A 13,250-nucleotide genomic window follows, 5' to 3' on the forward strand; every position below is an offset into this window, starting at 1 on the left:
GAGCCGTGAAACCCTCCAAGGCGCGCGCGAGCCGCGTCTCACCCGACGATCCGCCACGGCCCACGCAGCGGATCGGCCTCGTCATGACCGGCCTGCTGCTGTCCGTGTTCCTCGCCATGCTCGACGCGCAGATCGTCGCCACCGCCATCCCGCGCCTCGTCGCGGACCTCGGCGGACTGAACCAGCTGGCCTGGATCACCACGGCCTACGTCATCTCCTCCACGGTCATGACGCCCATCTACGGCAAGCTCAGCGACCTGTTCGGCCGCAAAGAGGTCTTCCTGCTGGCGATCCTGCTCTTCGTCGTGGGCTCGGCGGCCAGCGGCGCGGCCCAGAGCATGGGGCAGTTCATCACCTTCCGCGTCGTGCAGGGCATCGGCGCGGGCGGCCTCTTCGTGTCCGTGCTGTCGATCATCGGCGGCATGATGAGCCCGCGTGCGGCGGCGAAGTACTACGGCTACTTCTCGCTCGCCTTCGCGGCCTCCGCGCTCGCGGGCCCGCCGCTCGGCGGGCTGCTCACCGATCTCGTGGGCTGGCGCTGGGTCTTCCTGGTCAACGTGCCCATCGGCGTGGGCGCGCTGCTGCTGGTCGGCCGCCACCTCAAGCTGCCCCGGACGGTACGCCCGGTCCGCATCGACTACGCGGGCGTGCTGCTGCTCAGCACCGCCGTCGTGGCGGCCTCCCTCGTCACCACCTGGGCGGGCACCACGTACGCGTGGTCCTCGCCGGTCATCGTCGCGCTGATCGCCCTCGCCCTGCTCGCCACCGCGGCCTTCGTACCCGTGCAGCGCAGGGCCGAGGAACCGGTCATCCCGCCCCACCTCTTCCGCAACCCCACGTTCACGGTGTGCGCTCTGGTCAGCTTCGCCGCCGGGTTCGTCTTCCTCGGTGCGGTGAACTTCCTGGCCCTGTTCACCCAGGCGGTCACCGGCGCCGGCCCGATGGTCTCGGGTCTGCTGCTGCTGCCGATGATGGCCGGCCTGGTCGCCTCGTCGATCGTCAGCTCCAAACGCATCTCGCAGACCGGCTCCTACCGCTGGTACCCGGTGCTCAGCATGGCCCTCGGCATCCTCGCCACAGCCGCCATGGCCACCATGAACGCCGACACCTCGCGATCCCTCGCCGCCGTCTACATGTTCGTGCTGGGCGTGGCCGCCGGTCTGAACATGCAGGTCCTCACCATGGCCGCGCAGAACACCGCCTCGCCCGAGGACATCGGCGCGGTCTCGGCGACCATCACCTTCAGCCGCGCGATCGGCACCTCACTGGGCATCTCGATCTTCGCGGCCGTCTTCTACGGCCCGCTGCACGACCACCTGACCGATCGCCTGCCGGCCGCCGCGCTGCGCACCTTCGACCTGGACCGCGCCGCCGACGCCGACCAGGTCCGGCACCTGCCCGCCGACGTACGGCACGGACTGGCCCAGGCCTACGCCGACTCCCTCAGCCCGGTCTTCCTGCTCGCCGCCGTCGTGCTGACCGGCGGACTGGTCTGCGCGCTCTTCCTCAAGGACATCCCCCTGCGCGGCAGGGACGAGGACGCCCGGGAAGACGGCGAACCGGCCGCCGGCACCACGAACGACCAGCCGGCCTGAGCAGGACCGGCCCCTCCCCCCCTCGAACGGAGATCTCCGCATCATGATTCTGGTAACCGGCGCCACCGGCACCGTCGGCAGCGAACTCGTGCGTCTGCTGGTCGCCAAGGGCGAGCAGGTCCGGGCCCTCACCCGGAACCCGGAGCGGGCCGCCTTCGACCCCGCCGTCGAGGTCGTCAAGGGCGACCTCTCCGAGCCGGAGACCCTGCGGCCGGCCGTCGCCGGAGCCGACCGGGTCTTCACCCTCGCGTCGAGCGACGACGGCGTCCTGGAACGCAACCTCGCCACCGCCGCCGCCGAGGCCGGAGTCCGGCACCTCGTCAAACTGTCCACCAACGGCGTCCACTTCGGCCTGGACGACCCCATCACCCGCATGCACCGCGCCGGTGAGCAGGCCGTCATGGAGTCCGGCGTGCCGTGGACGATGCTGCGCCCGGGCACCTTCATGTCCAACCGGGGCGCCTGGCGGGCGTCGGTGCCGTCGGAGGGCATCGCGTACGTGACCGTGGGCGACCCGGTGTCGGCGCTCATCCACCCGCGTGACATCGCCTCGGTCGCGGCGGTCGTGCTCACCACCGACGGACACCAGGGCAAGGCGTACCCGCTGTCGGGCCCCGAGCCGCTCACCCCCGCGGAGTCCCTCCAGATCCTCGCCGAGGCCCTGGGACGGCCCCTGAAGCTGGTGGAGGAGACCGAGGAGCAGACCGTCGAGCGGTTCGCCGCCTGGGTCTCCGCCGAGGACCTGGCAGCCGTCTTCGAACTCAAGCGCCAGTCCGCGCCCTACGACGCCGAGGTCTTCGACACGGTCGAGCGGATCACCGGCCGGGCCCCGCTCCCGTTCGCGACCTGGGTCGCGGAGAACGCCGACTCGTTCCGCTGAGCCCGCGGCGCCCGCTCCGGCGGCGCCGCTCATGGAGGACCATCGGGTCCGGACCACACGGTCCGGACCCGATGCCGCGTTACACCCCCTGCCGGGGCACGCGGCCGGCCGCCAGCTCGACGAGCAGGTCCGCGGCCTCGGCGGCCCCTCCGTGACCGGCGAAGTCGGCCCGCACCCGCGCCGCCCGGTCCCGGTACGAGGGGTCCGAGAGGACCTCCGCGACGGCCCGGCCCAGCTGATCGGGCTTCGGCCGACCGGTGTGCAGGTCGATCCCGACACCCGCCAGCCGGACCCGGTTGGCCACCTCCGGCTTGTCGTCGGTGTCACCGGCCACGACCAGCGGCACACCGTGGCTCAGGGCGATCTGCACCCCGTTGAAGCCGCCGTTGGTGACCATGACCCGGGCGAGCGGCAGCACGTTCTGGTAGGGGACGTACGCCGCGGCCCGTACGTTCTCCGGCAGCGGGCCCAGGCCCCGGGGGTCGGGCGTCGAGACCACCAGCAGGACATCCTGTCCGGCCAGGGCGTCGATCGTGGGCAGGACGAGATCACCGGGGTCGGTGGCCAGCGTCCCCTGCGAGACGAAGACCACCGGCCGGTCGCCCCGCAACTCCTCCCACCACGGCGGCAGATCGGCGTCGGCGACGGGCTCGGTCGCCACGGTCGCACCGACATAGCGGATCGCCGGAGTCAGCCCGGGACGCGGATAGTCCAGCGACCGGGTGCCGCACTGCAGATGCAGGAACGACGAGCACAGGATGTCCCAGATCGACACCTCCGGCTCCAGGGGGGCGAGCCCGAGCCCGGTCCGCAGCGCGTTGAACCCCCGCGTCATCCCCGGCGTCCGGACCTGAGCGTGCTCCCGGTGCATCTCGCGGTAGCGCTCACGGTCCTCGGCCGTGATGGCCGGCGGCAGTCCGGACCGCCACGGCGGCGTCTCCGGACTCGGCAGCGCCAGCGGGCTGACGCCGAGCGTCGCCCAGGGCGGCCCGCCCAGTTCGTGCAGGATCATCGCCCCCAGCCCGGACGTGGAGTCGGTGATGACGGCCGACGCCGCGAACTCCTCCAGACAGGCCCGGTAGTCGGCGAGCTGGCCGGGGATGAGGTCGACGAACTGGGCGTTGAGCGGGTCGCTGCCCGCCTCGATCAGGTTCGCCAGGGTGGGCGTGTGCGCCGGCGTCACATGCCGCGCGCCCGCGCCCTCCACCATCCCGGCGAAGTCGTCCTCGACGATCCATCGCACCCGGTGACCTCGCCGCACCAGCTCGGACGCGACGGGCAGACCCGGTGTGATGTGACCGGAGATGGGCTTGGTGCAGAACAGGAAGTCCGTCAACGGATCTCCTCCCGGAGAGAACGGGGCGCGTACGCGCGGGCAACGCTCGGAAGTCTCCGGCAGGCCACTCGATCCCGGCTGGAAGCGGGGTGAACGCACGAGCGGGGCTCGAGCAGGGACCGCCAGCATGGGGCCGTCCGCCCTCGCCCATGTCGAAAGAGGGAAAAGTGAAAGGGATCGTTCTCGCGGGTGGAAGCGGCACCCGACTGCATCCGATCACCGTCGGGGTGTCGAAGCAGCTCCTGCCGGTCTACGACAAGCCGATGATCTACTACCCGATGTCGGTGCTGATGCTGGCAGGCATCCAGGACATTCTGATCATCTCCACACCCAGGGACCTGCCGGGATTCCGCCGGCTCTTCGGAGACGGCAGCTCCCTCGGCCTGTCCATCAGCTACGCCGAGCAGAAGAGCCCACGGGGCATCGCCGAGGCGTTCCGGATCGGCGGCGAGCACGTGGGGAAGGACTCCGTCGCCCTGGTGCTCGGGGACAACATCTTCCACGGCCCCGGCTTCGCCCGCCTGTTGCAGCGCACCGCGCGCGACCCGCACGGCTGCGTGCTGTTCGGGTACGAGGTGACCGACCCGCACCGCTACGGCATCGGCGAGGTCGACGAGCTGGGCAGGCTGGTCTCGCTGGAGGAGAAGCCCCAGCGCCCCCGGTCCAACCGGGCCGTCACCGGGCTCTACTTCTACGACAACGACGTCCTCGACATCGCGCGCGACATCCGGCCCTCACCCCGAGGCGAGCTGGAGATCACCGACGTCAACCGGGTCTACCTGGAGCGCGGCGCGGCCCGGATGGTCGACCTCGGCCGCGGCTTCGCCTGGCTGGACACCGGCACCCATGACGCGCTGCTCACGGCCGGCCAGTACATCCAGACCCTCGAACACCGCCAGGGCGTGCGGATCGCCTGCCTCGAAGAGGTCGCCCTGCGGATGGGTTACATCGACCGCGAAGCGTGCTGGGAGCTGGGACAGGGGATGGGCAACACCCGCTACGGACAGTACGTGCGCGAGCTGGCGGCGCCGCGCCCGCTGCTGCGCGCGATCGACTGAGGGGGAGCAGTGTTCCGCGAACTGTCGGACTTCCACGCCTGGTGGGCCGAGCGAACCCGGGCCAACGACTACCGCGTCACCAGGACGCCGCTGGAGTCGATGCCCGGCTGGGCCCTCGAACCCGGCACCGAGAACCTCGTCCACGACAGCGGCAGATTCTTCTCGGTCCGCGGGCTGGAGGTCCGTACCGACCACCGCGAGGTGGCGAGCTGGTCCCAGCCGATCATCGTGCAGCCCGAGATCGGGGTCCTGGGCATTCTCGTCAAGATGATCGACGGCCGGCCGCACTGCCTGCTGCAGGCCAAGATGGAGCCGGGCAACGTCAACCTGCTCCAGCTGTCACCGACGGTACAGGCGACCCGCAGCAACTACACCCGGGTGCACCGGGGGAGCGCGGTGCCGTACCTCGAGCACTTCATCTCCCCGCGCGGCGGGAGGGTCGTCTTCGACGCCCTGCAGTCCGAGCAGGGCTCGTGGTTCCTCGGCAAACGCAACCGCAACATGATCGTCGAGGTGACGGGCGACGTCCCGGTGCGCGACGACTACTGCTGGCTCGACCTGGAGCAGATCGCCGCGCTGCTCAAGGAGCCCAACCTGGTCAACATGGACACCCGTACGGTGCTGTCCGGCCTGCCGTTCCTCCTCGCGCGGCACGGCCGCGCGCCACGGCACGAGGAGAACCCGGCAGGGGCCCTCCACACGTACGGCGAACTGCTGGGCTGGCTCTCCGAGATGAAGTCGACGTACGTCCTGCACCGGCGCACCGTGCCACTGGCGCGGCTGGAGCGGTGGAAACGCACGGGTGGCGAGATCGTGCACGAGGAGAGCCGCTACTTCTCCGTGGTCGGCGTGGACGTACAGGCGACCAACCGCGAGGTGGCGCAGTGGTCGCAGCCGATGCTGAAACCGGCCGGGCGCGGGGTGATCGGCTTCCTGGGCCGGACGATCGGCGGGGTCTTCCATCTGCTGGTCCGCGCGAAGACCGAGGCCGGCACCCACGACGTGCTCGAACTGGCACCGACGGTGAGCTGCAACGCGGCCAACTACGCCGCCCTGTCGCCCGAACTGCGGCCCCGCTACCTGGACGACCTCGAACGGGCCGCCGCCACCGGGGCCCTGGTCGACGTCGTGCACTCGGAGGAGGGAGGCCGGTTCCTGCACGCGGAGAACCGCTACCTCGTGGTCGACGCCGGGGAGGACTTCGCGCCGGACGTCCCGGAGGACTTCCGCTGGATGACGGTCGGCCAGCTGACCGCGCTGCTCAGGTACGGCAACCACGTCGACGTCGCCGCCCGCTGCCTGCTCACCTGCCTCGCGGCCGTCACCGCGCCGGTGACGGTCGGATGACGGCGCGGGCCCTCAGCGGCGGCCGACGACCCGGTCTCCCGCACCACCCGCACCACCCGCACCACTCGACGGCACTCGACGGCGAACAGGAGCGAAAGTGATGGAGATCAGCGAGATGGCGGTGCGGGACGCGTACCGGATCACGCCGCAGCAACTGCCCGACCGGCGCGGCCTGTTCTTCGAGGCGTGGCGCGCCGGTGCGCTGACTCGGGCGCTGGGGCACGAGTTCACCGTCTCCCAGGTGAACTACTCGGTGTCGGCGCGCAACACGCTGCGCGGCATCCACGGCACGACAGTCCCGCCCGGCCAGGCCAAGCTGGTCACCTGCGTACGCGGTGCCGCGCTGGACGTGGTGGTCGATCTGCGGATCGGGTCGCCCACGTTCGGCATGCACGACGTCACCCTTCAGGAAGCGGGCTCCGGCATCGGCGTCTTCCTCGCCGACGGACTCGGCCACGCCTTCCTCGCGCTGACCGACGACACCTGCATGAACTACCTGTGCTCCGAGGAGTACGTCCCCGGCACCATGATCGACATTCAGGCGCTCGACCCGGAACTGGCCATCCCCTGGGGCCTGACCGAACCACCGATCCGGTCGGACAAGGACGCCGCGGCACCCACCCTGGCCGAAGCCGCGGAGCGGGGACTGCTGCCGCACTACGACCAGCTCGTGGGGGAGGCCCGGCGATGACGGGCAGGGGGGACACCGGCCTTCCGGTGGTGCGGACGGGCGTCATCGGCTGCGCCGACATCGCCTGGCGGCGGACCCTGCCCGCGATGCTCGACGAGCCGACGATCGACGTCGTCGCCCTAGCGAGCCGGGACGGGCGGCGGGCGAAGCGGTTCGCGGACCGGTTCGGCGGCGAGCCGGTCGAGGGCTACCGGGCCCTGCTCGAACGCGACGACGTGGACGCCGTGTACATCCCGCTGCCCGCGATGCTGCACGTCGAGTGGATCGAACGAGCCCTGGACGCCGGCAAGCACGTCCTGGCGGAGAAGCCGCTGACGACCGACGCCGGGGCGACGCGGCGGCTGCTGGGCCTCGCGGCCCAGCGCGGTCTGGTCCTCCTGGAGAACTTCATGTTCCTCCACCACGCCCAGCACGCCGCCGTGGACCGGCGGCTGGCCGACGGCGCGATCGGCGAACTGCGCCACTTCTCCGGCGTGTTCACCATCCCGCCCAAGCCCTCGGACGACATCCGCAACGCCCCGGCCGTCGGGGGCGGCGCCCTGTTCGACATCGGGGTCTACCCGCTGCGCGCCGCGGCGCGTTTCCTCGGCCCCGACCTGCGCCTGTCGGGAGCGGTGCTGCGCGTGGACCGGCAGCGTGGCGTCGTCGTCTCCGGCTCGGTGCAGCTGTTCCGGCAGGACGGGGTCACCGCCCAGCTGCGCTTCGGCATGGAGCACGCCTACCGCACGCACTACGAACTCTCCGGATCACTCGGCAGGCTGTGGCTGGACCGGGTGTTCACCCCGCCGGACTCCTACCAGCCGGTGCTGTACGTGGAGCGGCAGGACCACCGCGAAGAGCTGACCCTGCCCGCCGACCGGCAGTTCGGCAACGTGGTGCGCGCCTTCGCCGCGGCGGTCCTCACCGGTGACCCCCTCTCCGAGCAGGCCCAGGCAGCCGAGCGGCACGCGCAACTGGTCGAGGAGGTGAACTCCCGGGCTCACCGCCAGTACATCTGACGCCCTCGTCCGAGGACCGAACGAAGGAGACACCCACGGTGAGCGGAAGCAGACCGCACCACCTCACCCACCCCACGCCACCACACCCCGAGCCCGACGGCGGTTCGTCGGGCCCGCCGCAGGGTGCGGGGTTGGCCCGTGGCCTCGGTGTGCCGCGCGACCCGGGCCCGGCCCCCGGGGAGCGCCGTGGCTTCCTCACGCTGCTCGGCGTCGATCTGTGGGAGCGCTTCAGCTTCTTCGGTATGGCGGCGATCCTCGTTCTCTACCTCACCGCCGCCCCCGCCGACGGCGGCCTCGGCATGTCCCAGCAGACGGCCACCGCCCTCTTCGCGACCTACATGTCCCTCAACTTCATGGCCGGACTGCCCGGGGGCTGGCTCGCGGACCGGGTCCTCGGGGCCCGCCGGGCCGTACTGGCGGGCGGCGCGCTCATCGCCTGCGGCCATGCCGTACTCGCGATCGCGGCCGCCCCGGCCCTGTACACCGGTCTGGCACTGGTCGTCGCCGGCACCGGCCTGGTCAAACCGTCCCTGGCCGCCATGGTGTCCGCGGTCAGCGGCACGGCCGGGCGGGAGGAGGCCTACTCCCGCTTCTACATGTGCATCCAGATCTCCGCCCTGCTCGCCCCGCTCGTCACGGGATGGCTCGCCGAGAAGGTCACCTGGCACCTGGGCTTCGCGGCGGCCGCCTTCGGCATGGTGGCGGGCCTGGCCCAGTTCCGCCTCGGCCTGCGCGTCCTCGACGGCGTCGGCAGCGCCCCCACCTCCCCCCTGACCCGCGCGGAGACACGTACCGCCGCCCGGCGCGCCACCCTGGTCGCCCTCGTCGGCACCGTCGCCGCGACCGCCGTCGTCCTCGGCCTGCTGCCGCTGCTCGCGGTGCTGGCCCTGCTGGGCCTGGCCACGGTGTGCCTGCCGTTCCTCTATCTGCGCGCCCTGGGCCGCCGCAGTGCGGTCGGCCGGGGCAGGCTGACCGCCTTCGCCGCGATGATGGGCGCTTCGGCCGCCTTCTGGATGATCTTCGCGCAGAGCGGTTCCGTCCTGTCCCTGTTCGCCGCGCACCACACCGACCGCGACATCCTCGGCTTCACGGTCCCGGCGAGCTGGCTGCAGTCCGTGCACCCGCTGTTCATCCTGCTCCTGGCGCCCTTCGCCGGCCGGCTGCGCGCCCGGACGACCACCAAGTTCGCCGGAGCCCTGACCGCGGCCGGGTTGAGCTTCGTCGTCATGGCGGCGGCAGCCCTGCTGGCCGGTACCGGCGACGTCTCGGTGGCCTGGCTGATCGCGGTCTACCTGCTGTACTCCCTGGGGGAGGTCGTCCTCGCCCCGGCCGGTCTGGCACTGGCCGCGGCGACCGCGCCACCCGGCTACCTCAACCGCTTCCTTGCGCTGAACGGCATGTTCGCCGCCGTCGGGGTGGTCCTCGGCGGCCAGTTCTTCCGCCTGACCGCCGTCCTGCCGCTGCCCTGCTACTTCCTGGCGCTGGCCGGGATCGCCCTGGCGGCCGGCGCGGCGGTGGCCACCGCCGCCCACCGCCTGCGCCCCCACCTGCCTGCGTAACAGCCCCTTGCCCGCGTAACAGCCCCCCTGCCCGCGAAACAGCCCCCCTGCCCGCGCAACAGCCCCCACCCGCCCGCGCGAAAGCCCTCACCCGCCTGAGCAGGAGCCCCTGGAGGGCGTCAGCCCGGCGTTCTCAGCGACCGTTCCCGCACCCGCGCCATATGCCCCTCAAACACCTCCCGCGCCTGGGGCGTCAGCGTCCGCAGCGCCACCAGCGCCGTGATGACGACATCGCACAACTCCGCCTGCACGTCGTCCCACGTGTGCGTGACGCCCTTGCGTGGGTTCTGCCCCGTCACCCCGATCACCGCCTGCGAGACCTCGCCGACCTCCTCGGTCAGTTTCATCATGCGCAGCAGTACGCCCTCGCGGCCCTCGGCGGGGCGGTTGGTGTCGAGCCACCGCGTCAGGGTGTCGACGGTGGTCCACAGGTCGGGCTCGGGCGTTGTCCGGTCACTCATGTGCGCAGCCTGGCACGAGGGTGTGACAACGCCCCCGCCTCTACTCCATGTACTCCTCCTCGAACAACGCCTCCTGCTCCCCCTCCTTCGCCTTGCGCAGCCGCCTCGCCCGGGCCCCCACCACCGCCGCCGTGCCCGCCGCCGTCGCCGCGAAGGCCGCCGGGATCATCCAGCCGCGGTTCACCGCGTGGCCGAGCAGGTGGTCGATCGAGAGGCGGCCCGGGCCGGTGATGGCCAGGCCCGCGGCCGTCAGACCCAGCGTCGCCGCGTACTCGTAGCCGCCGCCCTGGTTGAAGAAGCCGTTCGGGGCGTGCACCGCAGCCGCTCCGGCCATCGCACCGGCCGCCGCCGCGCCCGCCGCCGGGGTGGCCAGGCCCAGGGCCAGCAGCGTGCCGCCGCCGGTCTCCGCGAGGCCCGCCGCCGTCGCGCTCGTCCTGCCGGGGACGTAGCCGACGGACTCCATGAACTGGCCGGTCCCCTCGATGCCGTGCCCGCCGAACCAGCCGAACAGCTTCTGCGCGCCGTGGGCGGCGAGCGTGCCGCCCACCCCCAGCCGGAGCAGCAGCAGACCCAGATCACGTCGGTCGTTACGCCTCACGTCGTCTCCCGGAGCAGGCAGCAATCAACAAGGAACAGGACCACTCGTCGCGACTCCACCGTCGCATCGCGACACCCCACCGACCGCCCCGGGACGCCGTTCGGGTGGCACCGGTGGCGGGGGGCCGTGGCCGGTACGAGGCTGGCCAGCATGACGATTCAGACCACGCGCCTGAGCGATCCGGCCGTGCGGGCCTTCGTGACCGCCGTGAACAACCACGACCGCGAGAGCTTCATGAAGGTCCTCGCGCCGGGCGCGACCATGACCGACGACGGCTCGGACCGCGACCTCGACGACTGGGTGGACCGGGAGATCTTCTCCTCCCACGGCCACATGGAGGTCGACAACGAGTCCAACGGCGGCCGTTCCCTGCTCGCCCGCTACAGCAACGACACCTGGGGCGAGATGCGCACCCGGTGGAGTTTCCAGGTGGACGACGACGGCCGTATCACGCGCTTCGAGACCGGCCAGGCCTGACCCCGGCGCCGGGCGATGTGTGCGGCAGCCGTTCCACGCGCACCGGTGCGTACTCCGCGGTCCCTCGCGGGTCCTGGCGGAGTCCACCCCCACCCGGTGCCGTGGAACGGCTGCCGCACCCCCCCCTGGATGTGGTCTACGGAAGCGCTCTGCTCCAACTGTGAAGCTTTGGTGTAGGAGAGTTGAGCATAGGCTCCCTACCGGCCGCAATGGGGCGGACGTTCCTATTCCGATTGTGCAGGTTGACGAGTTGACGAACTCGGCCGCCCGCTCAGCCGCGTCCGACGTACGGCATCGCCGTGGCCAGTACGGTCGCGAACTGCACATTCGCCTCCAGCGGCAACTCCGCCATGTGCCGCACCGTGCGGGCCACGTCCGCGACGTCCATCACCGGTTCCGGGGCGACCTCCCCGTTTGCCTGGAGGGCTCCCGTCTGCATACGGGACGTCATGTCGGTGGCCGCGTTGCCGATGTCGATCTGACCCACCGCGATCCGGTACGGCCGCCCGTCCAGGGACAGGGACTTGGTCAGGCCGGTCAGCGCGTGCTTGGTCGCCGTGTAGGCCACCGACAGCGGGCGGGGCGTGTGCGCGGAGATCGAGCCGTTGTTGATGATCCGGCCGCCCTGCGGATCCTGCTCCTTCATCTGCCGGTACGCCGCCTGCGCGCACAGGAACGCCCCGTTGAGGTTGGTGTCCACCACGTGCCGCCAGGCCTCGTAGGGCAGTTCCTCCACCGGCACCCCGCCGGGGCCGAACGTGCCCGCGTTGTTGAACAGCAGGTCGACCCGGCCGAAGCGCTCGACGGTGGCGGCGAACAGGGCGCTCACGTCCTCGGGACGTGAGACGTCCGTCCGTACCGCCAGGGACGCGGCTCCGGGCGCCAGGGCCGCCGTCTCCTCCAGGGCCTCCGGGCGCCGGCCCGCCAGCGCCACCGACCAGCCCGTACGCAGCAGTTCCACGGCGACCGCCCGGCCGATACCGGAACCCGCCCCGGTCACCACCGCGATCGCATTGTCCTTGGCATTCATGGGCCCGCAGCGTACGGGAGCGCCCCCGCGCCCGACGGCGTACGGAGCCCCCCGGCGCCCGATCGGGACCAGGCGTCAGGCGGGCGTGAGGTCCGGCTCGCCCGTCTCGTGGGGATAGCGGACGCCGACCCGGCCGCGGATCGCGTCGAGCGTCCGCATCACCGCGAGCGTGCCGTCGAGCGGCACCAGCGGCGACTCGGTCTCACCCGCGCGCACCGCCCGCATCACCTCCAGCGCCTCGTGGCGCATGCTGTTGCGCGGCCCGTCCGCCGGGTCGGCCGTGAACTCCTCGGCGTCACGGCCGTCCCGGTGCAGGACGAAACGGTCCGGGAAGAAGAACCCGTGCGGAATGTCGATCCGGCCCTTGGAGCCGGTCACCGAGGCCGAGGTCGCCGTACCGCCCACGATGGAGCAGTGCACCGAGGCGAGCGCGCCGCTGTCGTAGGAGAGCACCGCCGCCGTCTGGAGGTCCACGCCCTCCTCGGAGAGCACCCCACGCGCGGCGACGTCCGACGGCTCACCGAGCAGCAACTGCGCGAACGACACCGGGTACACGCCCAGATCCAGCAGCGCGCCGCCGCCCAGCTCCGGGTCGCGCAGCCGGTGCGAGGGCGGGAACGGACCGGCCAGCCCGAAGTCGGCCTGGACGCTGCGCACCTCGCCGATCGCCCCGTCGTCGACCAGCGCCTTCAGCCGCCGGACCAGCGGGTTGCAGTACATCCACATCGCCTCCATCAGGAAGCGCCCGTGCTCCCGCGCCAGCGCGAGAAGTTCCTCCGCCTCGCCCACGTTCAGCGTGAAGGGCTTCTCGCACAGCACGTGCCGCCCGGCCGCGAGACACAGCCCGGCGGCCGACCGGTGCGCGGTGTGCGGGGTGGCGACGTAGACGACATCGATGTCCGCGTCCTGCGCGAGGGTGTTCCAGTCGCCGTAGGCCCGGGGGATCCCGAACCGCTCCGCGAACGCCTTCGCCGACGCCTCGGAGCGTGATGCCACCGCCACGACCTCCGCGTCCGGCAGGTCGATCAGGTCAGCGGTGAACGCGCCCGCTATCCCGCCGGTCGCCAGGATCCCCCACCGCACCGTGTCCGCCGTCATCGCGCCCCGCCTCCACCTCGTGACCCCGAGCCGTCCGTACGAACAGTCGTACGAGCCGCTGTACGAGCATTCCGTACGAGCTGAGAGCATAGGTGGCGATCGACTTTGAGAGGGAGGGACTC

At 71.7% G+C, this 13,250-nt stretch carries 13 protein-coding genes; 8 read left to right on the forward strand and 5 right to left on the reverse strand.

Features of this window, described 5'->3' with window-relative positions; genetic code table 11:
- The first annotated feature begins 5 nt into the window (after positions 1-5).
- Positions 6-1,595, forward strand: coding sequence for an MFS transporter (locus ACFZDE_RS09130; RefSeq protein WP_391198728.1), 1,590 nt, complete (start codon positions 6-8; stop codon positions 1,593-1,595).
- Between the two features lie 43 nt (positions 1,596-1,638).
- Complete coding sequence (locus ACFZDE_RS09135; protein ID WP_391198732.1) at positions 1,639-2,475, forward strand: NAD(P)H-binding protein; 837 nt, start codon at positions 1,639-1,641, stop codon at positions 2,473-2,475.
- A 79-nt stretch (positions 2,476-2,554) separates the two neighbouring features.
- Here the strand turns inward: ACFZDE_RS09135 and ACFZDE_RS09140 are convergent, their stop codons facing one another.
- Positions 2,555-3,811, reverse strand: a complete 1,257-nt coding sequence (locus ACFZDE_RS09140; protein ID WP_391198734.1) for a nucleotide disphospho-sugar-binding domain-containing protein — start codon at positions 3,809-3,811, stop codon at positions 2,555-2,557.
- 167 nt (positions 3,812-3,978) lie between these two features.
- Here ACFZDE_RS09140 and rfbA point away from each other — a divergent pair, with 167 nt between their 5' ends.
- The 5 genes from rfbA (at position 3,979) to ACFZDE_RS09165 (ending at position 9,464) form a co-directional block, all read left to right on the forward strand.
- Entirely contained in the window at positions 3,979-4,869 is an 891-nt protein-coding gene (gene rfbA / locus ACFZDE_RS09145) for a glucose-1-phosphate thymidylyltransferase RfbA (RefSeq protein ID WP_391198737.1), read from the forward strand.
- Positions 4,870-4,878: 9 nt separating this feature from the next.
- Positions 4,879-6,216: an NDP-hexose 2,3-dehydratase family protein gene (locus ACFZDE_RS09150; RefSeq protein ID WP_391198740.1), complete on the forward strand. Its 1,338-nt coding sequence runs from the start codon at positions 4,879-4,881 to the stop codon at positions 6,214-6,216.
- Positions 6,217-6,316: 100 nt separating this feature from the next.
- Positions 6,317-6,907, forward strand: coding sequence for a dTDP-4-dehydrorhamnose 3,5-epimerase family protein (locus tag ACFZDE_RS09155; protein ID WP_390997642.1), 591 nt, complete (start codon positions 6,317-6,319; stop codon positions 6,905-6,907).
- Complete coding sequence (locus tag ACFZDE_RS09160; RefSeq protein WP_391198742.1) at positions 6,904-7,905, forward strand: Gfo/Idh/MocA family oxidoreductase; 1,002 nt, start codon at positions 6,904-6,906, stop codon at positions 7,903-7,905. The genes ACFZDE_RS09155 and ACFZDE_RS09160 overlap by 4 nt, the downstream gene beginning before the upstream one ends.
- Before the next feature lie 38 nt (positions 7,906-7,943).
- Positions 7,944-9,464 (forward strand): oligopeptide:H+ symporter, encoded by a 1,521-nt coding sequence (locus tag ACFZDE_RS09165; RefSeq protein WP_391198745.1) that lies wholly within the window; start codon positions 7,944-7,946, stop codon positions 9,462-9,464.
- 119 nt (positions 9,465-9,583) lie between these two features.
- Here the strand turns inward: ACFZDE_RS09165 and ACFZDE_RS09170 are convergent, their stop codons facing one another.
- Positions 9,584-9,925, reverse strand: coding sequence for a MazG-like family protein (locus ACFZDE_RS09170; protein WP_390997650.1), 342 nt, complete (start codon positions 9,923-9,925; stop codon positions 9,584-9,586).
- A 40-nt stretch (positions 9,926-9,965) separates the two neighbouring features.
- The gene (locus tag ACFZDE_RS09175; protein ID WP_391198747.1) at positions 9,966-10,523 is read right to left on the reverse strand and encodes a DoxX family membrane protein; all 558 of its coding nucleotides are present in this window, start codon (positions 10,521-10,523) and stop codon (positions 9,966-9,968) included.
- Between the two features lie 150 nt (positions 10,524-10,673).
- Here ACFZDE_RS09175 and ACFZDE_RS09180 point away from each other — a divergent pair, with 150 nt between their 5' ends.
- Positions 10,674-11,000, forward strand: coding sequence for a hypothetical protein (locus ACFZDE_RS09180; RefSeq protein ID WP_031105251.1), 327 nt, complete (start codon positions 10,674-10,676; stop codon positions 10,998-11,000).
- Positions 11,001-11,271: 271 nt separating this feature from the next.
- On the opposite strand, the gene ACFZDE_RS09185 is transcribed toward ACFZDE_RS09180, so the two are convergent.
- Together ACFZDE_RS09185 and ACFZDE_RS09190 are read right to left on the reverse strand one after the other, a co-directional pair.
- Positions 11,272-12,030 carry an SDR family NAD(P)-dependent oxidoreductase gene (locus ACFZDE_RS09185; protein ID WP_390997660.1) on the reverse strand — a complete coding sequence of 253 codons (759 nt, stop codon included), beginning with the start codon at positions 12,028-12,030 and terminating at the stop codon, positions 11,272-11,274.
- Positions 12,031-12,105: 75 nt separating this feature from the next.
- On the reverse strand, positions 12,106-13,128 hold the full coding sequence (locus ACFZDE_RS09190; protein ID WP_391198751.1) for a Gfo/Idh/MocA family oxidoreductase: 1,023 nt from the start codon (positions 13,126-13,128) through the stop codon (positions 12,106-12,108).
- Positions 13,129-13,250 lie beyond the last annotated feature (122 nt).

Source organism: Streptomyces sp. NPDC007929, from assembly GCF_042959065.1.
In the GTDB taxonomy this organism is placed as follows: Bacteria; Actinomycetota; Actinomycetes; order Streptomycetales; family Streptomycetaceae; genus Streptomyces.

Excerpts from the sequence above, each read along its gene's own strand:
- ACFZDE_RS09135 (WP_391198732.1), top strand. The coding sequence starts at position 1,639 with ATGATTCTGGTAACCGGCGCCACCGGCACCGTCGGCAGCGAACTCGTG.
- ACFZDE_RS09155 (WP_390997642.1), top strand. The coding sequence starts at position 6,317 with ATGGAGATCAGCGAGATGGCGGTGCGGGACGCGTACCGGATCACGCCG.
- ACFZDE_RS09160 (WP_391198742.1), top strand. The coding sequence starts at position 6,904 with ATGACGGGCAGGGGGGACACCGGCCTTCCGGTGGTGCGGACGGGCGTC.
- ACFZDE_RS09170 (WP_390997650.1), bottom strand. The coding sequence starts at position 9,925 with ATGAGTGACCGGACAACGCCCGAGCCCGACCTGTGGACCACCGTCGAC.
- ACFZDE_RS09180 (WP_031105251.1), top strand. The coding sequence starts at position 10,674 with ATGACGATTCAGACCACGCGCCTGAGCGATCCGGCCGTGCGGGCCTTC.
- ACFZDE_RS09185 (WP_390997660.1), bottom strand. The coding sequence starts at position 12,030 with ATGAATGCCAAGGACAATGCGATCGCGGTGGTGACCGGGGCGGGTTCC.
- ACFZDE_RS09190 (WP_391198751.1), bottom strand. The coding sequence starts at position 13,128 with ATGACGGCGGACACGGTGCGGTGGGGGATCCTGGCGACCGGCGGGATA.